A 19,405-nucleotide genomic window follows, 5' to 3' on the forward strand; every position below is an offset into this window, starting at 1 on the left:
AACATCCTCTTAATGCTTTGAATTTGGCGTTTCGACGCGGTCGAGAAACAGCGTGGCGGCAAGCAGGTCGGCAGCGCCGCCCGGTGAGGCGTTGAGCGCCAGCATCTGACGGTCTAACCTCGCCAGCGCCTGCTGGCCCGCAGGCGTTGCGCTGCCGCCGGCATTCAGCACCGCACGGGCGCCGTCCTGCATGGCATCAAGCCCTTCCATTCCGGCACGTGACAGCACGCAGGTGTCGGTGAGTGAGGTCATGATGGCCATCAGCGCGTCGAGCCTGGCGTGCGTTTCGCTGCTGCCGTTGAGGCGGCTCAGACGAAGCTGCGGCAGCGCGCGCTGCATAACGTGCGGGAACGCCTGCTGCGCCTCTTCACGCGCGCCCGGCACGCGGTAACGGTGCGTGGCGCGCAGGCCTTTACTGAACACCTTCGGCGCCGCGTCGTCCGGCAGTCTCGCCAGCTGTGCGGCGGTGCGGGCGACGTCTTGCGCCCTGGCATCACCGCCGAGCATCGCCACCGCGCTGACCAGCAGCCCCAGCGCCCAAATCGCGCCGCGATGGGTGTTTACGCCACCGGTTGCGGCCATCATCTGCTGCTCGCCTTCGCGACCGAGTCGCCCGACGGTTTGCCGAAGTGCGATATCTGCCGGGCGCTGCCAGCTTTGCAGCGCCAGTGCCTGAAACGTGGAGGTCAGGCTGTGCGCGGAGCACTCCATCAGCGCAAGGGATAAATCGTGGTGCGCGCCGTTCCCCCGACTGTCCACCAGACCGGGTTTCGGGCTTAAACGTGCTTCGTCAATCAGACACTGCGTGGCGGTTCGCGCCAGCCATTCGGCACCGCCTTCAACCTGAATCTGGGGGAGAAGTTTCATTACCAGCTCCGGAATTTCGCAGGTGGGTTATAGAGACCGCCGGACCATTCCACGAGATCAGACACGCTGCCTGCCGCCAGCAGAGAGCGGGTGGCATCAGTGCGGCGAATCCCCATATCTTCCGGATAGAGCACCTTGCCGCTCTGACGCAGTTCCGCCACGCGTTTGGCATCCACGCCCAGACCGATGTCGGTGATCCCCGCGACGGCGGCGACCATGGCGCGACGCTCTTCCAGATCTTTCGCCCGATAGAGGTAGGCAATCCCCTCTTCCGTCAGCACGTGGGTGACGTCATCGCCGTAGATCATCACCGGCGCCAGCGGCATACCGGAGGCTTTCGCCACGTCAACGGCATCGAGTTTTTCCACGAAGGTCGGCTTCACGCCCGCCTGGAAGGTTTCCACCATCTGCACGACGAGTTTTTTGCCGCGCTGCATTGGGTCAGGTTCGGTGATCATGTTCAGCCAGGCTGGCGTGGCGTGGCGACGACCGTGCGGGTCGTGACCCATGTTTGGCGCACCGCCGAAGCCGGACAGACGACCACGGGTCACGGTTGAGGAGTTGGCGTAGCCGTCCACCTGCAGCGTAGAGCCGATGAACATATCCACCGCGTACTGACCTGCCAGCTGGCAGAACGCGCGGTTGGAGCGCATGGAGCCGTCGGCACCGGTAAAGAAGACGTCCGGACGCGCGCGGATGTACTCTTCCATCCCCAGCTCGCCGCCGAAGCAGTGCACGCTCTCGACCCAGCCGCTTTCAATAGCCGGGATCAGCGTCGGATGCGGGTTCAGCGTCCAGTGTTTACAGATTTTGCCTTTAAGGCCGAGCTGTTCACCGTAGGTAGGCAGCAGCAGCTCAATCGCCGCAGTGTTAAAGCCGATCCCGTGGTTCAGGGACTGCACCTGGTGTTCCGCATAAATACCCTTGATGGCCATCATCGCCATCAGGATGTGTTCCTGTTTAATCAGGCGCGGGTCGCGGGTAAACAGCGGTTCGATAAAGAACGGCTTATCGGCCACCACCACAAAGTCAATCCACGAACCCGGAATGTCCACGCGCGGCAGGTCACACTCGTCATCCACCAGCTCGTTCACCTGCGCGATGACGATGCCGTCATGGAACGCGGCGGCTTCCACCAGCGCCGGGGTATCTTCGGTGCTCGCCCCGGTATAGAGGTTGCCTTTGCGGTCAGCTTTAAAGCCAGCAATCAGCGCCACGTTGGGCGACAGGTCGACGTAGAGACGGGAGTAGAGTTCGATGTAGGTGTGAATCGCGCCGATTTCGAGCTGACCATCCTCCAGCAGTTGGGAGATGCGCAGGCTCTGCGTCCCGGAGAAGGAGAAATCCAGCTTGCGGGCGATGCCTTTCTCAAAGATATCCAAATGTTCGCTACGGCCAACGCTCGGCATGATCATATGCAGGTCGTGGACGATCTGCGGGTTCACTTCGGCCAGCGAGCGGGAAAGGAAATCGGCCTGCTTCTGGTTGTTACCTTCCAGCACGACCTTGTCGCCTGGCGCGATCAGTTTTTCCAGCATGGCGACGAGATCGCCGGTTGGCAGTACCTTGCCCTGCACCGGTACGGAGGCCAGACGACGCGCTTTTTCGCTGCGTCGCGTGTTCCATTGCCGGGTGGGTGTTTGCCCAGATAACATTATTAACCTCCTGATTCAGCTAATCATTTTGATTTGCTTAACGTTGAGTAGAGTGTGCGCTCTGGTGAGAAAGGCATCAATTAAGCGTAGAGCTGAATCATTAGCCTGAGAGTAATAATCAAGGTAAATATTTGTGATCGGGATCAGTTCATGTTTCGGAAAACCAGGCTAAACGGGGTACAATTCGGAAAGTATCGTTAATTTCCGACAAGAATCAGCATCGCGCCTATGACCCAAATCATTCCATCAGGCTTCGACATTGCCGCCGAAGACAGCACTGAGTTCGTGCCTATGCGCGGCGTCGCCAATCGCCATTTGCAGACCATGCTGCCGCGACTGATCCGCCGCAAGGTGCAATTCACCCCACACTGGCAGCGGCTAGACCTGCCAGACGGTGACTTTCTGGATCTCGCCTGGAGCGAAGCGCCGGATCAGGCTCGCCATAAGCCGCGGCTGGTGGTTTTTCACGGTCTGGAAGGCAGCCTGCACAGCCCGTATGCGCACGGGTTAATTGAGGCGGCCAAAGCGCGCGGCTGGCTCGGCGTGGTGATGCATTTTCGCGGCTGCAGCGGCGAGCCGAACCGGCAGAAGCGTATCTATCACTCGGGTGAAACCGAAGACGGCACGTGGTTTTTACACTGGCTGCGGGACAACTTTGGCACCGTGCCCACCGCGGCCGTAGGCTACTCGCTGGGCGGAAATATGCTGGCCTGCCTGTTAGCTAAAGAAGGGGAAAGCGTCCCGCTGGATGCCGCCGTCATCGTCTCCGCCCCGTTCATGCTGGAGCAGTGCAGCTACCACATGGATAAAGGCTTTTCACGCGTCTATCAGCGCTACCTGCTCAACCTGCTGAAGGCCAATGCCGCGCGTAAACTGAAAGCCTACCCGGACACCCTCCCGGTAAGCCTGCGCCAGCTGAAAAAAGTGCGCCGCATACGCGAATTCGACGATCTGATCACCGCGAAAATTCACGGCTTCGCCGATGCAATTGACTATTATCGTCAATGCAGCGCCATGCCGCTGCTCAGCAAGATCACGCAGCCAACGCTGATCATTCACGCCAAAGATGACCCTTTTATGGATCATCACTCGATTCCCGCTCAGGAATTCCTGCCCGACAACGTTCACTATCAGTTGACCGAGCACGGCGGCCACGTCGGGTTTATCGGCGGCACGCTGCGCCGCCCGAAAATGTGGCTTGAGACGCGTATTCCTGACTGGCTAACCCCTTATCTGGACGGTGCAACATGATTATTCCCTGGCAGGATCTGGCTCCCGAAACGCTCGATAATCTGATTGAAAGCTTTGTATTACGCGAAGGCACCGATTATGGTGAACAGGAACGCTCGCTTGAGCAAAAGGTCAACGATGTAAAGCGCCAGCTGAAAAGCGGCGACGTGGTGCTGGTGTGGTCAGAACTGCATGAGACGGTCAATATCATGCCCCGCAACGCGTTTCACGGCTGATCTTCCACCCTTTTCAGTCAGGGAGTTGCTATGTCTGCCAGACATCCGGTTATTGCCGTTACGGGGTCGAGTGGTGCGGGAACCACCACCACCAGCCTCGCATTTCGCAAGATTTTCGCCCAGCTGAATCTCCGTGCGGCGGAGGTCGAAGGCGACAGCTTTCACCGCTACACGCGCCCGGAGATGGACATGGCCATCCGTAAGGCGCGCGATCTGGGTAAACACATCAGCTACTTCGGTCCGGAAGCCAATGACTTCGGCCTGCTGGAACAAACCTTTATTGAGTACGGCCAGAGCGGTAAAGGGCAGTCCCGCAAGTATCTGCATACCTATGATGAAGCCGTTCCCTGGAATCAGGTGCCTGGCACCTTTACCCCCTGGCAGCCCCTGCCGGAACCTACCGACGTGCTGTTCTACGAAGGATTACACGGCGGCGTGGTCACGCCGCAGCACGACGTGGCGCGCCACGTGGATCTGCTGGTTGGCGTGGTGCCTATCGTTAACCTGGAGTGGATCCAGAAGCTGACGCGTGACATGAGCGAGCGCGGCCACTCGCGCGAAGCAGTGATGGATTCGGTGGTGCGCTCCATGGAAGACTACATCAACTTCCTGACGCCGCAGTTTTCCCGCACCCATATCAACTTCCAGCGCGTGCCGACGGTGGACACCTCCAACCCGTTCGCGGCCAAAAGTATCCCATCCCTGGATGAGAGCTTTGTGGTGATCCATTTCCGCAATCTCGAAGGCATTGACTACCCCTGGCTGCTGGCGATGCTGCAGGGCTCGTTTATTTCTCACATGAATACATTAGTCGTACCGGGCGGAAAAATGGGGCTGGCGATGGAGCTCATCATGACGCCGCTGGTGGAGCGATTGATGGAAGGGAAACAGATCGCGTGAGTTTTTTGCCCGGTGGCGCTGCGCTTACCGGGCCTACGGTCGTGCTTTTGTAGGGCGGGTCAGCGAAGCGCCACCCGCCAAACATTAAGCCTCGATCACTTCATACGAATGGGTGATTTTTACCGCTTTCTCCAGCATTAACGCCACAGAGCAGTACTTCTCCGCAGACAGGTCCACCGCACGTGAAACCGCCGCGTCTTTCAGTTCTTTACCGGTGACCACAAAGTGCAGATTGATGTGGGTGAACAGGCGTGGCGCCTCTTCGCGGCGTTCTGACGTGAGTTTGACCTCACAATCCGTCACGTCATGACGGCCTTTTTGCAGAATCGACACCACGTCAATGGCGCTGCATCCCCCTGCCGCCATCAGCACCATTTCCATTGGGCTGGGCGCTTTATCGCCGGAGTTACCATCCATCAAAATCTGATGTCCTGACGCGGACTCGCCCAGGAACGTTAAACCTTCAACCCACTTCACGCGCGCTTGCATATTCTTAAACTCCAACGTTGCATTTTTGGTGACAGATTACGCGTGCGTTACATTTCTCGCAATGGAAGGCGACCTGCATCATGCTGAAGCGAGACACCAGGAGACACGCGGCGAAAGCTATGCTAAAACACTCAGGATGCTACAGTAATACATTGACGTTACACATGTATGCAGAGGACATCAAACTTTACTGGCTGCGAAACGTTACGGTAGCCGACTTCCCAGGGTATGGGTAAGAATTCGATTGCAACCCCAGAGTCCGGATGCATCTGATGACTCTGGTGACAGCTTATAACAGAGGATAACAGCGCATGGTGCTTGGCAAACCGCAAACAGACCCGACTCTCGAATGGTTCTTGTCTCATTGCCACATTCATAAGTACCCATCAAAGAGCACGCTGATTCACCAGGGTGAAAAAGCGGAAACGTTGTATTACATCGTTAAAGGCTCGGTGGCAGTGCTGATCAAAGATGAAGAAGGGAAAGAGATGATCCTTTCTTATCTGAACCAGGGCGATTTCATCGGTGAACTGGGCCTGTTTGAAGAGGGCCAGGAACGTAGCGCCTGGGTTCGTGCAAAGACAGCATGTGAAGTGGCTGAAATTTCTTACAAGAAGTTCCGTCAGCTGATTCAGGTTAACCCTGACATTCTGATGCGTCTCTCTTCCCAGATGGCGCGCCGTCTGCAGGTCACCTCAGAGAAAGTGGGCAACCTCGCCTTCCTGGACGTGACGGGCCGCATCGCACAAACTCTGCTGAACCTGGCGAAACAGCCGGACGCCATGACCCATCCGGACGGCATGCAAATTAAAATTACCCGTCAGGAAATTGGTCAAATCGTCGGTTGCTCCCGTGAAACAGTGGGCCGTATCCTGAAAATGCTGGAAGATCAAAACCTGATCTCCGCCCACGGTAAAACCATCGTGGTTTACGGAACGCGTTAATTCCGCTTAAACGGCGTGCCATCGCAAGGTGTCACGCCGTTTTTGTCTCTACTCCTCATGTGGCGCAGGCTGATCTATCACCCGGAAGTTAACTACGCACTGCGACAAACGCTGGTGTTGTGTCTACCCGTGGCCATCGGCCTGATCCTCGGACACCTTCAGCAAGGCCTGCTCTTTTCCCTCGTGCCCGCCTGCTGCAACATTGCTGGCCTGGACACACCGCATAAGCGCTTTTTCAAACGTCTGATCGTGGGCGGCTGCCTGTTTGCTGGCTGTAGCCTTGCCGTACAGCTTTTACTGGCCCGGGATATCCCGCTGCCGCTGATCCTGACGGTGCTGGCGATGACGCTCGGCGTCACGGCGGAAATCAGCTCGCTGCACGCCCGCCTGCTTCCCGCCTCGCTGATTGCGGCCATCTTCACGCTGAGCCTCGCCGGGAATATGCCGGTGTGGGAGCCGCTACTGATCTACGCGCTGGGGACACTGTGGTACGGGCTGTTTAACTGGTTCTGGTTCTGGCTGTGGCGGGAACAGCCGCTGCGCGAATCCCTGAGCCTGCTCTATGTGCAGTTGGCGGAATACTGCGAAGCCAAATACACCCTGCTCACCCAGCATACCGATCCGGAAAAAGCCTTACCGCCGCTGCTGACGCGCCAGCAGAAGGTGGTGGATCTGATAAGCCAGTGCTATCAGCAGCTGCATATGCTCGCCGCCAACAAGAACCACGAGTACAAACGGCTGCTGCGCACCTTCCAGGTAGGCCTGGATCTGCAGGAGCATATCTCTGTTAGCCTGCACCACCCGCAGGAGGTGCAAAAGCTGGTTGAGCGCAGCCACGCCGAAGCGGTGATCCGCTGGAACGCGCAGACCGTCTCGGCACGCCTGCGCGTGCTGGCTGACGATATTCTCTACCACCGCTATCCCACGCGCTTTAACATGGAAAAACAGCTCGGCGCGCTGGAGAAAATCGCCCGTCAGCATCCGGATAACCCGGTCGGCCAGTTTGCCGCCTGGCACTTCAGCCGCATCGCCCGCGTGCTACGCACCCAGCGCCCGCTTTATTCCCGCGACCTGATGGCGGATAAACAAAAACGGCTTCCCCTGTTGCCCGCGCTCAAAAGCTATCTATCTCTCAAATCGTCCGCCCTGCGCAATGCCGCACGAATTAGCGTCATGCTCAGTATCGCCAGCCTGATGGGCATGGCGCTGCATCTGCCGAAGCCCTACTGGATCTTAATGACCGTGCTGTTCGTCACCCAGAACGGCTACGGCGCCACGCGGGTGCGTATTCTGCACCGGGCGGGCGGCACCATGGCCGGGCTGATCATTGCAGGCGTAACGCTGCACTTCCACGTGCCGGAAGGCTATACCCTGGCAGGCATGCTGGCGATCACGCTGGTGAGCTACCTGATTATCCGCAAAAATTACGGCTGGGCGATGGTGGGCTTTACGGTGACGGCGGTATACACCCTGCAGCTGCTTACGCTGAACGGCGAACAGTTTATTATCGCCAGGCTGATTGATACCCTGATCGGCTGCCTGATTGCCTTCGGCGGTATGGTCTGGCTCTGGCCGCAGTGGCAAAGCGGACTGCTCAGGCAGAACGCCCACGACGCGCTGGAGGCCGACCAGCAGGCCATTCGCCTCATCCTGAGCGACGACCCGCAGCCCTCCCCGCTGGCGTATCAGCGCATGAAGGTCAACCAGGCGCACAACGCCCTGTTCAACTCGCTCAACCAGGCGATGCAGGAGCCGGGCTTTAACTCACATTATCTGGCCGATATGAAGCTGTGGGTAACGCACAGTCAGTTTATCGTTGAGCACATTAACGCCATGACGACGCTGGCGCGCGAGCATACGATGCTGACGCCGGATCTGGCGCAGCGCTACCTGCAGTCGTGTGAAATTGCGTTGCAGCGCTGCCAGCAGCGTCTGGAGTATGACTCACCGGGCGAGTCGGGGGATTTAAATATTCTGGAAGCGCCGGAGACGTTAACCCACGGGCCAATGAGCACCCTTGAGCAACACTTGCAGCGCGTGCTGGGGCATCTGAACACCATGCACACCATTTCGTCGGTGGCATGGCGTCAGCGTCCGCATCATGGGGTTTGGTTAACGCGCCGGTTGAAACGAACCGAATATTAGCCTTTAACGATCTTTGCAACCGCCGCGGCAAAGCGGGTTAAGCCGTCTTCGATGTCTTTGTCTTCCACCACCAGCGACGGCGCAAAGCGCATCACGTCCGGCCCGGCGTTGAGCACCATCACCCCTTCGCGAGCGGCGGCGTGCAGGAAATCACGCGCGCGGCCCTTGTACTGCGGCTTCAGCTCGGCGCCAATCAGCAGCCCCATCCCGCGGATCTCGCTGAACACGTCGTACTGCTCGTCAATCTGCTTCAGGTGCTTCACAAACAGCTCGCGCTTCGCGCTAACGCCGTTTAGCACCTCTGGCGTGTTGATGATGTCGAACGCGGCCCCCGCTACGGCGCTCGCCAGCGGGTTACCGCCGTAGGTAGAGCCATGAGAACCGACGTGGAACGCGGAGGCGATCTCCTGCGTCGTCAGGACCGCACTCACCGGGAAACCGCCGCCGAGCGCTTTCGCGCTGGTCAGAATATCCGGCGTCACGCCGTAGTGCATATAGGCAAACAGGTCCCCGGTACGCCCCATCCCGCACTGCACTTCATCAAACACCAGCAGCGCCTGATGTTCGTCGCACAGCGCGCGCAGCCCTTTCAGGAATTCCGGGGTTGCCGCGGTCACGCCGCCTTCCCCCTGAATAGGCTCGACCACCACCGCGCAGGTGTGGTCGTCCATCACCGCTTTCACCGCGTGCAGATCGTTAAACGGCACATGGATGATGTCGGCTGGTTTCGGACCGAACCCGTCGGAATACTTCGGCTGGCCGCCAACGGAGACGGTAAAGAAGGAGCGCCCGTGGAAGGCATTGTGGAAGGCGATGATTTTGGTTTTGTACGGGCTGTGGCGCGTGGTCGCGTAGTAGCGCGCCAGCTTAAAGGCGGTTTCGTTGGCTTCGGTGCCGGAGTTCATAAACAGCACGCGCTCGGCAAACGTGGCATCAATGATCTTACGGCCCAGGCGCAGCGCCGGTTCGTTGGTGAACACGTTGCTGGTGTGCCACAGGGTTTCACCCTGGGTTTTCAGCGCCTCCACCAGCGCGGGATGGCAATGACCCAGCGCCGTGACCGCAATCCCGCCCGCGAAATCCACATACTCCTTGCCCTGCTGATCCCAGACGCGGCTGCCTTTCCCCTTCACCGGGATAAATTCAGCCGGTGCATAAATCGGCAGAATCACTTCATCGAATGTCGCGCGGGTAATTGCTGGTTGTTCAGTTGCCATGTCATGACCATCCATTTATGTCACATTGATTGTGAAAATATAATCACAAAATATGCATAAAAAATCACAGCAAGGCAACAGATATTCAGCGATGGAGGAAATTTGCCAGCAGCGCGTGCCCCTGCTCGCTGAGGATGCTTTCCGGATGGAACTGCACGCCTTCGAGATCCCATTCGCGATGTCGAATCCCCATGATCTCCTGCGTATCGCTCCAGGCGGTCACCTCAAAGCCGTCGGGCAGCGTCGACGGGTCAATGACCAGGGAATGGTAGCGCGTCACGGTTAACGGATTATTGAGCCCCGTGAACACTCCGGTGCCCGTGTGGGTGACCGGCGAGGTTTTGCCGTGCATGACTTTGGCGGCGCGCACGATGGTGGCACCAAAGGCCTGAGCAATCGCCTGATGGCCCAGACAAACGCCGAGGATCGGCAGCTTGCCGGCATAGTGCTGGATAACCTCCAGCGAAATACCTGATTCCGACGGCGTGCAGGGGCCGGGTGAAATCACGATTTTCTGCGGAGCCAGCGTCTCGATATCGGCCAGGCCAATCTCGTCGTTACGTCGGACAACCACCTCTGCACCCAGTTCGCAAAAATACTGGTAAAGGTTCCAGGTGAAGGAATCGTAGTTATCAATCAGCAGAATCATGGCGGCTCCCGAAAAAAATGCCGCCCTATTCTACTCAGATTCCCGCGCTTCGCTCACTACTTTGGCAAAGATCGCGTTTAGCGCGGTTAAATCCCCCGTTGCGCCGCTGCGGTTAGCGGACACCCACTCCTCGGGATCGATATCGCGCCAGTCCAGTGAATAGCCCGCATGGATCGCCAGCTGCTCAAAGAAAACGCGCTGAGCAATACCGTTACCTCTCGAAAAAGGATGCAGCATGTTGATTTCACAATAATAATGGCTAATTTTTTCAATGAACGCCGCTTTCTCAAGGCCAGCCAGATACTTTTCGCTTTCCAGCGCCGCCATCAGTTCATTACCCATCTTTTCGATGTATTCGAAATGGCAGAAGGGAATATCACCTTTGAAAATATCGTCGGTCCGGAACTCACCTGCCCGCTTCATCTCTCTGCGGTAGAGATGGCGGTGAATAAGGCACAGATGGGGTAATCCGGGCGCGGAAGGCCCAAGCGCCAGGCTCTCAATCTCGGGATCCGATGGACCATTACCTTTCTCAAGGAGACAACTGGCCTGAAAGTTGACGCTACGCTGCTGCTCCCAGAGACGGGATTTTTGCTTGTCGGTGAGTTTTTTCACTTAACGCCTCCCTGAATAGTCCGTTTGCCACAAGTATAAGCAGCAAAACGCGCTTTCGCAGGGAGGGGTCACAACACGGGCGAGCATCGCCCGCGTCGAAGAACGTTACGGCAGAACTTTTGCGGAGAGGATCACGACAGGTTTGGACGGCACATTCTGATACGGACCGACGTCATGGGTAGGCACCTGAGAAATCTTATCGGCCACGTCCATCCCTTTCACGATTTTACCGAACACCGCATAGCCGAAGTCGCGCTGGCCGTGGTCGAGGAAGGCGTTATCCGCCACGTTGAGGAAGAACTGGCTGGTCGCGCTATCTTTGTCTGCGGTACGCGCCATAGAGATCGTGCCGCGTTTGTTCAGCAGGCCGTTGTCCGCTTCGTTTTTGATTGGCGGGTTCGGCTGTTTCTGCTGCATCTGCTCGTTGAAGCCGCCACCCTGAATCATGAAGCCCGGGATCACGCGGTGGAAGGTGGTGTTGTTATAGAAACCACTGTTCACATAGTCGAGGAAGTTTTTCACAGAAACCGGAGCTTTCTGGCTATTCAGTTCCAGCTCAATATTCCCGGCGGAGGTGGTCAGCAGAACGTGAGGGTCCCCTTTTGCTGCCAGCGCAGCAGGGGAAACGGCAGAAAGAGCAAACACAGCTGCGACAGCCGCCAGTGTTGATTTGAGCATGAGAATTCCTTAACAAAGCGCAGTATAAAAAGCGAATGGCTTGATTCTAAAGAGCAGTATGAACGTAGACCAGCCTTTTACCTAATTTTACGAAATTGAAACAATTATTACTGCGCAAACGATTGGTTAGACCGCCATTTAATGTGATTTAGATCACATTAAAACCTGCAATGACATAATCATTACCCTTAAAAGATAGGAATGGATCACTTTAGCGACTAAAATCTGCCCGCTCTCAGCGCCCCTTCGGCGCTTTTCTTTTTTTGAACAGGCCAGACATGACTAACAGCAATCGCATCAAGCTCACATGGATCAGCTTCTTCTCCTACGCCCTGACCGGCGCGTTGGTGATCGTCACCGGGATGGTGATGGGGAATATCGCAGACTACTTCCAGCTGCCCGTTTCCAGCATGAGCAACACCTTCACCTTCCTCAACGCAGGGATCCTGATCTCTATCTTCCTGAATGCCTGGCTGATGGAAATCGTGCCGCTGAAAACCCAGCTTCGCTTCGGCTTCGTGCTGATGGTTGCCGCCGTGGCGGGTCTGATGCTCAGCCACAGCATCGCCCTGTTCTCAGCCGCCATGTTCGTGCTCGGCCTGGTCAGCGGGATCACCATGTCGATCGGGACGTTCCTGATTACCCATATGTATGAAGGCCGCCAGCGCGGCGCGCGCCTGCTGTTTACCGACTCCTTCTTCAGCATGGCCGGAATGATCTTCCCGATGGTCGCTGCCGTTCTGCTGGCGCGCAGCATTGAGTGGTACTGGGTCTACGCCTGCATCGGTCTGGTCTACGTTGCTATTTTTATTCTGACCTTCGGCTGCGACTTCCCGGTTCTGGGTAAAAAAGCGCAAACCACGGCAGAGCCTGTGGCGAAAGAGAAATGGGGTATCGGCGTGCTGTTCCTCTCCATCGCCGCCCTGTGCTACATCCTGGGCCAGCTGGGCTTTATCTCCTGGGTACCGGAATACGCCAAAGGCCTGGGCATGAGCCTGAACGATGCGGGTAAACTGGTGAGCGATTTCTGGATGTCTTACATGTTCGGCATGTGGGCGTTTAGCTTCATCCTGCGCTTCTTCGACCTGCAGCGCATTCTGACCGTGCTCGCAGGCCTGGCGACCGTGCTGATGTACCTGTTCATCAACGGTTCACCGGAGCATATGCCGTGGTTCATTCTGACCCTGGGCTTCTTCTCCAGCGCGATTTACACCTCGATCATCACCCTGGGCTCCCTGCAGACCAAAGTGGCCTCGCCGAAGCTGGTTAACTTCGTGCTGACCTGCGGCACCATCGGCACCATGCTCACCTTCGTGGTGACGGGCCCGATCGTTGCCCACAGCGGCCCGCTGGCGGCGCTGCACACCGCTAACGGTCTGTATGCCGTGGTGTTCATCATGTGCTTCGTTCTGGGCTTTGTGACCCGCCACCGCCAGCACAACGCGACAGCGGCGTCTCACTAATCCCTACGCCCCTTTGCGCTCGGCAGAGGGGCTGTTTCTGGCAAAGCTCACCTCTTCTCCCCCGATATCCATCTGGATCCACGTCTGCGCCAGCTGCGTAGTAGCAATCACCCTCCCCTGACGGATTGACCAGCGCACCGGCACTTGGCAGCGCACCGCTTCAAACCCGCTCTCCGCAGGCAGAATAATCAGGTTTGCCGGATTTCCCGTTTCAATACCGTAATCGCTCAGGCCAAAGGTGCGGGCGCTGTTATGGGTAATCAGGTTCAGGCCGCTGTCGATTTGCGGATAGCCCATCATCTGGCAGACATGTAGCCCCATATGCAGCACCTGCAGCATGTTGCCGGTGCCGAGCGGGTACCACGGGTCGAAGACGTCGTCATGACCAAAGCAGACGTTAATACCTGCCTCCTGCAGCTCTTTCACCCGGGTGATACCGCGACGCTTCGGATAGTCATCAAAGCGCCCCTGCAGGTGGATGTTGACCAGCGGGTTAGCGACGAAGTTAATCCCCGACATCTTCAGCAGACGGAAAAGCCGCGAGGTGTAAGCGCCGTTGTAGGCGTGCATGGCGGTGGTGTGGCTGGCCGTCACGCGCGGGCCGATGCCGGCCTCATACGCCAGCGCGGCCACCGTCTCGACAAACCGCGACTGTTCGTCGTCAATTTCATCGCAGTGGATATCCAGCGGGCGGTCATACTTCTTCGCCAGCTCAAAAGCGATATGCAGCGACTGCACGCCATATTCCCGGGTAAATTCGAAGTGCGGGATCGCCCCCACCACGTCGGCCCCCAGTTTTAACGCCTCTTCAAGCAGCGCCGCGCCGTTCGGGTAAGAGAGAATACCTTCCTGAGGAAACGCGACGATTTGCAGCGTTACCCACGGGGCCACCACCTGCTTCACCTCCAGCATCGCCTTCAGGGCGGTAAGCGTTGGGTCAGAGACATCCACATGGGTGCGGACAAACTGAATGCCGTTAGCGATTTGCCACTTCAGCGTTTTCCAGGCGCGTGCTTTCACATCCTCGTGGCTGAGCAGCGCCTTGCGCTCCGCCCAGCGTTCAATGCCTTCGAACAGCGTGCCGGACTGGTTCCAGTTCGGCTCCCCCGCCGTCTGGGTGGTATCAAGATGAATATGCGGCTCGATGAACGGCGGGAGAGCAAGCCCACCGCGCGCGTTCAGTACCTCATAACTTTCGGCGTGGGTATCGTCCATGGGGGTGATATCACCAAAACGCCCGTTCTCGATGGCAAGTTGCCACAGCCCTTCCCGACCCGGTAAACGCACATTCTGAACAAGCCATAACGGTGATGTAGACATAACTTTCCCCTCATAAACGCAGCTGATATTCAGGCGTATCGATTTTTGCAAAACCGCCCCTGATTTGTACACAAATTCAACGAACACGAAAAGCCTGCGATTTCCGCCACTTATAAAAATCCTGACAAATCAGTCATATACCACCTAAGGAGTAGGCGAAGGCGTATTTGATTTGCATCAATAAGCGCCCCTGCTGAATCGTTAAGGTAGGCAATAATAGAAAAGAAATCGAGGCAATAATGAGCAAAGTCAGACTCGCTATCATCGGTAACGGCATGGTCGGCCACCGCTTTATTGAGGATCTTCTCGATAAAGCCGATGCTGAGCAGTTCGATATTACCGTGTTCTGTGAAGAACCCCGCAAGGCGTACGACCGTGTGCACCTGTCTTCCTACTTCTCCCATCATACCGCCGAAGAGCTCTCTCTGGTGCGTGAAGGTTTCTACGAGAAGCATGGCGTAAAAGTGCTGGTGGGCGAACGCGCTATCACCATCAACCGTCAGGAAAAAGTGATCCACTCCAGCGCCGGCCGTACGGTTTTTTACGATAAGCTGATCATGGCGACGGGCTCGTATCCGTGGATCCCACCCATTAAAGGCTCGGAGACTCAGGATTGCTTCGTTTATCGCACGATTGAGGACCTCAACGCCATCGAATCCTGCGCGCGTCGAAGCAAACGCGGCGCGGTGGTCGGCGGCGGTCTGCTGGGTCTGGAAGCGGCTGGCGCGCTCAAAAACCTCGGGGTTGAAACCCACGTTATCGAATTTGCGCCGATGCTGATGGCCGAACAGCTGGACCACATGGGTGGTGACCAGCTGCGTCGTAAGATCGAAAGCATGGGCGTGAAGGTTCACACCAGCAAAAACACCAAAGAGATCGTTCAGGAAGGGACTGAAGCACGCAAAACCATGCGCTTTGCCGACGGCAGCGAGCTGGAAGTGGACTTCATCGTCTTCTCCACCGGCATCCGCCCGCGCGACAAGCTGGCAACGCAGTGCGGCCTGGCCGTCGCGCAGCGCGGTGGGATCATGATTAACGACACCTGCCAGACCTCCGACCCGGATATTTACGCCATCGGCGAATGCGCCAGCTGGAACAACCGCGTATTCGGCCTGGTCGCGCCCGGGTACAAAATGGCGCAGGTCGCCGTGGATCATATCCTGGGCAGCGAAAACGCCTTCACCGGCGCAGACATGAGCGCCAAGCTGAAGCTGCTGGGCGTGGACGTAGGCGGTATTGGCGATGCGCATGGCCGCACGCCCGGCGCGCGCAGCTATGTCTATCTCGACGAAAGCAAAGAAGTCTACAAACGTCTCATCGTCAGCCAGGACAACAAAACCCTGCTCGGCGCGGTGCTGGTGGGCGACACCAGCGACTTCGGTAACCTGCTCCAGCTGGTGCTCAACGCCATCGAGCTGCCGGAAAACCCGGACGCGCTGATCCTCCCGGCGCATGCCTCCAGCGGCAAGCCGTCCATCGGCGTGGATAAACTGCCGGACAGCGCGCAGATTTGCTCCTGCTTCGACGTCACCAAAGGCATGCTGATCTCCGCGATCAACAAAGGGTGCCACACCGTTGCGGCGCTGAAAGCGGAAACCAAAGCCGGTACCGGCTGCGGCGGCTGTATTCCGCTGGTCACTCAGGTGCTGAACGCCGAGCTGGCGAAACAGGGCATCGAAGTGAACAACAACCTGTGCGAGCACTTCGCTTACTCTCGACAGGAGCTGTACCATCTGATCCGCGTGGAAGGCATCAAGTCCTTCGACGAACTGCTGGCGAAGCACGGCCAGGGCTACGGCTGTGAAGTGTGTAAACCGACCGTCGGCTCCCTGCTGGCCTCCTGCTGGAACGAGTACGTGCTCAAGCCCGAGCATACGCCGCTGCAGGACACCAACGACAACTTCCTGGCCAACATCCAGAAAGACGGCACCTACTCCGTGATTCCACGCTCTGCCGGTGGTGAAATTACGCCGGAAGGGCTGGTCGCGGTGGGCCGTATCGCACGTGAATTTAACCTCTACACCAAAATTACCGGCTCCCAGCGTATCGGCCTGTTTGGCGCGCAGAAGGACGACCTGCCGGAAATCTGGCGTCAGCTGATTGAAGCGGGCTTCGAAACCGGCCATGCGTATGCCAAAGCGCTGCGCATGGCAAAAACCTGCGTGGGCAGCACCTGGTGCCGCTACGGCGTCGGCGACAGCGTGGGCTTCGGCGTTGAGCTGGAAAACCGCTACAAAGGTATCCGTACCCCGCACAAAATGAAGTTCGGCGTCTCCGGCTGTACCCGCGAATGTGCGGAAGCGCAGGGTAAAGACGTGGGTATTATTGCCACCGAAAAAGGCTGGAACCTGTATGTATGCGGCAACGGCGGGATGAAACCGCGCCATGCGGACCTGCTGGCGGCGGATCTCGATCGCGACACGCTGATTCAGTATCTCGACCGCTTCATGATGTTCTACATCCGTACCGCCGATAAGCTGACCCGTACCGCCTCCTGGCTCGATAACCTCGAGGGCGGCATCGACTACCTGAAATCGGTCATTATCGACGACAAGCTGGGCCTGAACGAACATCTGGAAGCGGAGATGGCGCGCCTGCGCGAGGCGGTGATCTGCGAGTGGACGGAAACCGTCAACACCCCGGCGGCGCAGACGCGCTTCAAACACTTTATCAACAGCACCCAGCGCGACCCGAACGTACAGGTTGTGCCGGAGCGCGAACAGCATCGTCCGGCCACGCCGTATGAACGTATTCCGGTCACGCTGGTGGAGGAAAACGCATGAGCCAGTGGGTAAACATCTGCAATATTAACGACATTCTCCCCGCCACCGGCGTCTGTGCGCTGCTGGGCAACGAGCAGGTGGCGATTTTCCGCCCTCGCCACGATGAACAGGTCTTTGCTATCAGCAACATCGACCCGTTCTTCGAGGCCAGCGTGCTCTCCCGCGGACTGATTGCCGAGCATCAGGGTGAACTGTGGGTCGCCAGCCCGTTGAAAAAGCAGCGTTTCCGCTTAACCGACGGACTCTGCATGGAAGATGAAAGCTTCTCGGTCAAACACTACGACGTCCGCGTGAAGGACGGCGAGGTGCAGCTGAAAGCGTAACCCCTCGCCTTTTCAATAGGAAAGGCTTATGACCCCTTATGGGTAACGGCAGGAAAAACCGTATGTTCTGTACGATTCCTGCTGTTATCCTGACGTCAATTCTTCCCCCGCCATGAATGCTGTGAGGTAACGTCGTGGATCACCTGCCGATTTTTTGTCAATTACGCAACCGCGACTGCCTGCTCGTGGGCGGCGGCGACGTGGCCGAGCGCAAAGCGCGCCTGCTGCTAGAGGCTGGCGCCCGCCTGACCGTGAATGCCCTGTCCTTCGCCCCCCAGTTTGAGGTTTGGGCCCAGGAAGGGATGCTCACGCTGGAACAGGGCGCGTTTAATGAATCCCTGCTGGACACCTGCTGGCTGACCATTGCCGCGACGGATGACGATGAAGTGAACCAGCGCGTGAGCGACGCCTGCGAAGCGCGCCGTATCTTCTGCAACGTGGTGGATGCGCCGAAAGAGGCCAGCTTTATCATGCCGTCGATTATCGACCGCTCGCCGCTGATGATTGCGGTATCGTCCGGGGGACGTTCGCCGGTTCTCGCGCGTCTGCTGCGGGAAAAACTGGAAGCCCTGTTGCCCCAGCATCTTGGCCAGATTGCGCATTATGCCGGGCAGCTGCGTTCACGCGTGAAGCAAACCTTCGCGACCGTGGGCGAGCGCCGTCGCTTCTGGGAAAAATTCTTTGTGAACGACAGGCTGGCGCAGTCGCTGGCGAATCAGGACACCAAAGCCGTTGAAGAGACGACCGAACAGCTGCTGAGCGAACCGCTGGACCATCGCGGCGAAGTGGTGCTGGTAGGCGCAGGCCCCGGAGATGCGGGTTTGCTGACGCTGAAAGGGCTACAGCAGATCCAGCAGGCGGATATCGTGGTGTACGACCGTCTGGTCTCCGATGACATCATGAATCTGGTGCGCCGCGACGCCGACCGCGTTTTCGTGGGCAAGCGCGCGGGCTACCACTGCGTGCCGCAGGAGGAGATTAACCAGATCCTGCTGCGCGAAGCGCAAAAGGGAAAACGCGTGGTCCGCCTGAAGGGGGGCGATCCGTTTATCTTTGGACGCGGCGGTGAAGAGCTGGAAACCCTGTGCGACGCGGGTATTCCGTTCTCCGTGGTGCCCGGCATTACGGCGGCGTCCGGCTGTTCAGCATACTCTGGCATTCCGCTGACCCACCGGGATTACGCCCAGAGCGTACGTCTGGTGACGGGGCACCTGAAGACCGGCAGCGAGCTGGACTGGCATAACCTGGCCGCCGAAAAGCAGACGCTGGTGTTCTACATGGGGCTCAATCAGGCCGCCACGATTCAGGCGAAGCTGCTGGAGCACGGTATGAATGCGGATATGCCCGTCGCGCTGGTCGAAAACGGCACCGCCATTACGCAGCGCGTGGTGAATGGCGTGCTGACGCAGTTAGGCGAGCTGGCGCAGCAGGTCGAAAGCCCGGCGCTGATTGTGGTGGGCCGCGTGGTTGAACTGCGCAACAGGCTGAACTGGTTCTCGAATCACTAACGCATATTCTCCCTTCCTGGAGTAGTCCTTAAGCGGACTACTCCCCTCTTACCGCTACCGATAACATACCGCCCCGAAGTGGAACTTTTCCCTTTATTCCCTTGAGTTACATCCAATTTTCGTTTTAAAGACAAGGAATGCGTATGTTCAAACTGGCAAAGGCCGCCGTTCTGGTTGGCCTGTTATCGACTCTGACGGCCTGCACCGGTCACGTTCAAAACACCAAAAATAACTGCAGCTACGATTACCTGCTGCACCCGGCGATCTCCATTTCGAAGATCATCGGTGGTTGCGGCCCGGCGGCACAGCAGTAAGCGTTTTACAGGCGTAAAAAAACCGGGATATCCCGGTTTTTTAGTTTTGGAGAGTGTGTTTTTTGTCGG

18 protein-coding genes are annotated in these 19,405 nt (G+C 57.7%); 10 read left to right on the top strand and 8 right to left on the bottom strand.

Annotated elements, in window-relative coordinates; genetic code table 11:
- Nucleotides 1-9 precede the first annotated feature (9 nt).
- Complete coding sequence (locus tag ACEPLT_RS20700; RefSeq protein ID WP_063436674.1) at nt 10-867, bottom strand: triphosphoribosyl-dephospho-CoA synthase; 858 nt, start codon at nt 865-867, stop codon at nt 10-12.
- Nucleotides 867-2,522, bottom strand: a complete 1,656-nt coding sequence (gene mdcA / locus ACEPLT_RS20705) for a malonate decarboxylase subunit alpha (protein ID WP_021242210.1) — start codon at nt 2,520-2,522, stop codon at nt 867-869. The genes ACEPLT_RS20700 and mdcA overlap by 1 nt, the downstream gene beginning before the upstream one ends.
- Before the next feature lie 228 nt (nt 2,523-2,750).
- Here mdcA and ACEPLT_RS20710 point away from each other — a divergent pair, with 228 nt between their 5' ends.
- The 3 genes from ACEPLT_RS20710 to ACEPLT_RS20720 are packed head-to-tail and all read left to right on the top strand — an operon-like array spanning nt 2,751 to nt 4,888.
- A complete protein-coding gene (locus ACEPLT_RS20710) occupies nt 2,751-3,773 on the top strand; it encodes a hydrolase (RefSeq protein ID WP_023616525.1) in 1,023 nt (340 codons plus the stop codon).
- Complete coding sequence (locus ACEPLT_RS20715; protein ID WP_008503016.1) at nt 3,770-3,988, top strand: YheU family protein; 219 nt, start codon at nt 3,770-3,772, stop codon at nt 3,986-3,988. The genes ACEPLT_RS20710 and ACEPLT_RS20715 overlap by 4 nt, the downstream gene beginning before the upstream one ends.
- Nucleotides 3,989-4,018: 30 nt before the next feature.
- Nucleotides 4,019-4,888, top strand: coding sequence for a phosphoribulokinase (locus ACEPLT_RS20720; RefSeq protein WP_008503017.1), 870 nt, complete (start codon nt 4,019-4,021; stop codon nt 4,886-4,888).
- Nucleotides 4,889-4,972: 84 nt separating this feature from the next.
- Here the strand turns inward: ACEPLT_RS20720 and ACEPLT_RS20725 are convergent, their stop codons facing one another.
- Nucleotides 4,973-5,377, bottom strand: a complete 405-nt coding sequence (locus ACEPLT_RS20725) for an OsmC family protein (protein ID WP_008503018.1) — start codon at nt 5,375-5,377, stop codon at nt 4,973-4,975.
- Between the two features lie 311 nt (nt 5,378-5,688).
- Here ACEPLT_RS20725 and crp point away from each other — a divergent pair, with 311 nt between their 5' ends.
- Both crp and ACEPLT_RS20735 read left to right on the top strand, forming a co-directional pair.
- Complete coding sequence (gene crp, locus ACEPLT_RS20730) at nt 5,689-6,321, top strand: cAMP-activated global transcriptional regulator CRP (protein WP_000242758.1); 633 nt, start codon at nt 5,689-5,691, stop codon at nt 6,319-6,321.
- A gap of 57 nt (nt 6,322-6,378) precedes the next feature.
- On the top strand, nt 6,379-8,466 hold the full coding sequence (locus ACEPLT_RS20735; RefSeq protein ID WP_008503019.1) for a YccS/YhfK family putative transporter: 2,088 nt from the start codon (nt 6,379-6,381) through the stop codon (nt 8,464-8,466).
- On the opposite strand, the gene argD is transcribed toward ACEPLT_RS20735, so the two are convergent.
- The 4 genes from argD to ppiA all read right to left on the bottom strand — a co-directional run bounded on the left by argD (nt 8,463) and on the right by ppiA (nt 11,625).
- Nucleotides 8,463-9,683, bottom strand: coding sequence for a bifunctional acetylornithine/succinyldiaminopimelate transaminase (argD, locus tag ACEPLT_RS20740; protein WP_021242207.1), 1,221 nt, complete (start codon nt 9,681-9,683; stop codon nt 8,463-8,465). The genes ACEPLT_RS20735 and argD overlap by 4 nt on opposite strands.
- An 85-nt stretch (nt 9,684-9,768) precedes the next feature.
- Nucleotides 9,769-10,332: an aminodeoxychorismate synthase component 2 gene (gene pabA, locus ACEPLT_RS20745; RefSeq protein ID WP_008503021.1), complete on the bottom strand. Its 564-nt coding sequence runs from the start codon at nt 10,330-10,332 to the stop codon at nt 9,769-9,771.
- Nucleotides 10,333-10,362: 30 nt separating this feature from the next.
- The gene (locus tag ACEPLT_RS20750; protein ID WP_063616643.1) at nt 10,363-10,947 is read right to left on the bottom strand and encodes a putative adenosine monophosphate-protein transferase Fic; all 585 of its coding nucleotides are present in this window, start codon (nt 10,945-10,947) and stop codon (nt 10,363-10,365) included.
- Between the two features lie 105 nt (nt 10,948-11,052).
- On the bottom strand, nt 11,053-11,625 hold the full coding sequence (gene ppiA / locus ACEPLT_RS20755; protein ID WP_014885514.1) for a peptidylprolyl isomerase A: 573 nt from the start codon (nt 11,623-11,625) through the stop codon (nt 11,053-11,055).
- Between the two features lie 278 nt (nt 11,626-11,903).
- On the opposite strand from ppiA, the gene tsgA reads away from it, so the two are divergent.
- Entirely contained in the window at nt 11,904-13,088 is a 1,185-nt protein-coding gene (gene tsgA, locus ACEPLT_RS20760; protein ID WP_032675571.1) for an MFS transporter TsgA, read from the top strand.
- A 3-nt stretch (nt 13,089-13,091) separates the two neighbouring features.
- On the opposite strand, the gene ACEPLT_RS20765 is transcribed toward tsgA, so the two are convergent.
- Nucleotides 13,092-14,408, bottom strand: coding sequence for a cytosine deaminase (locus ACEPLT_RS20765; protein ID WP_447088313.1), 1,317 nt, complete (start codon nt 14,406-14,408; stop codon nt 13,092-13,094).
- A gap of 239 nt (nt 14,409-14,647) precedes the next feature.
- On the opposite strand from ACEPLT_RS20765, the gene nirB reads away from it, so the two are divergent.
- The 4 genes from nirB (at nt 14,648) to ACEPLT_RS20785 (ending at nt 19,336) form a co-directional block, all read left to right on the top strand.
- Nucleotides 14,648-17,191, top strand: a complete 2,544-nt coding sequence (gene nirB, locus ACEPLT_RS20770; RefSeq protein ID WP_021242204.1) for a nitrite reductase large subunit NirB — start codon at nt 14,648-14,650, stop codon at nt 17,189-17,191.
- The gene (gene nirD, locus ACEPLT_RS20775) at nt 17,188-17,514 is read left to right on the top strand and encodes a nitrite reductase small subunit NirD (protein ID WP_008503027.1); all 327 of its coding nucleotides are present in this window, start codon (nt 17,188-17,190) and stop codon (nt 17,512-17,514) included. Before nirB ends, nirD begins: the two co-directional genes overlap by 4 nt.
- Before the next feature lie 134 nt (nt 17,515-17,648).
- Complete coding sequence (gene cysG, locus ACEPLT_RS20780; RefSeq protein ID WP_032675572.1) at nt 17,649-19,022, top strand: siroheme synthase CysG; 1,374 nt, start codon at nt 17,649-17,651, stop codon at nt 19,020-19,022.
- Nucleotides 19,023-19,165: 143 nt separating this feature from the next.
- Nucleotides 19,166-19,336 carry a YhfL family protein gene (locus tag ACEPLT_RS20785; RefSeq protein ID WP_008503029.1) on the top strand — a complete coding sequence of 57 codons (171 nt, stop codon included), beginning with the start codon at nt 19,166-19,168 and terminating at the stop codon, nt 19,334-19,336.
- Nucleotides 19,337-19,405 lie beyond the last annotated feature (69 nt).

This window comes from Enterobacter sp. fkY84-1 (assembly GCF_052974705.1).

What these genes read in the sequence shown, in the direction of transcription:
- mdcA (WP_021242210.1), bottom strand. Translation starts at nt 2,522, where the DNA reads ATGTTATCTGGGCAAACACCCACCCGGCAATGGAACACGCGACGCAGC.
- nirD (WP_008503027.1), top strand. Translation starts at nt 17,188, where the DNA reads ATGAGCCAGTGGGTAAACATCTGCAATATTAACGACATTCTCCCCGCC.
- ACEPLT_RS20785 (WP_008503029.1), top strand. Translation starts at nt 19,166, where the DNA reads ATGTTCAAACTGGCAAAGGCCGCCGTTCTGGTTGGCCTGTTATCGACT.
- ACEPLT_RS20715 (WP_008503016.1), top strand. Translation starts at nt 3,770, where the DNA reads ATGATTATTCCCTGGCAGGATCTGGCTCCCGAAACGCTCGATAATCTG.
- tsgA (WP_032675571.1), top strand. Translation starts at nt 11,904, where the DNA reads ATGACTAACAGCAATCGCATCAAGCTCACATGGATCAGCTTCTTCTCC.
- crp (WP_000242758.1), top strand. Translation starts at nt 5,689, where the DNA reads ATGGTGCTTGGCAAACCGCAAACAGACCCGACTCTCGAATGGTTCTTG.
- pabA (WP_008503021.1), bottom strand. Translation starts at nt 10,332, where the DNA reads ATGATTCTGCTGATTGATAACTACGATTCCTTCACCTGGAACCTTTAC.
- argD (WP_021242207.1), bottom strand. Translation starts at nt 9,683, where the DNA reads ATGGCAACTGAACAACCAGCAATTACCCGCGCGACATTCGATGAAGTG.
- nirB (WP_021242204.1), top strand. Translation starts at nt 14,648, where the DNA reads ATGAGCAAAGTCAGACTCGCTATCATCGGTAACGGCATGGTCGGCCAC.
- ACEPLT_RS20700 (WP_063436674.1), bottom strand. Translation starts at nt 867, where the DNA reads ATGAAACTTCTCCCCCAGATTCAGGTTGAAGGCGGTGCCGAATGGCTG.
- ACEPLT_RS20720 (WP_008503017.1), top strand. Translation starts at nt 4,019, where the DNA reads ATGTCTGCCAGACATCCGGTTATTGCCGTTACGGGGTCGAGTGGTGCG.
- ACEPLT_RS20725 (WP_008503018.1), bottom strand. Translation starts at nt 5,377, where the DNA reads ATGCAAGCGCGCGTGAAGTGGGTTGAAGGTTTAACGTTCCTGGGCGAG.
- ACEPLT_RS20765 (WP_447088313.1), bottom strand. Translation starts at nt 14,408, where the DNA reads ATGTCTACATCACCGTTATGGCTTGTTCAGAATGTGCGTTTACCGGGT.
- ppiA (WP_014885514.1), bottom strand. Translation starts at nt 11,625, where the DNA reads ATGCTCAAATCAACACTGGCGGCTGTCGCAGCTGTGTTTGCTCTTTCT.
- ACEPLT_RS20710 (WP_023616525.1), top strand. Translation starts at nt 2,751, where the DNA reads ATGACCCAAATCATTCCATCAGGCTTCGACATTGCCGCCGAAGACAGC.
- ACEPLT_RS20735 (WP_008503019.1), top strand. Translation starts at nt 6,379, where the DNA reads ATGTGGCGCAGGCTGATCTATCACCCGGAAGTTAACTACGCACTGCGA.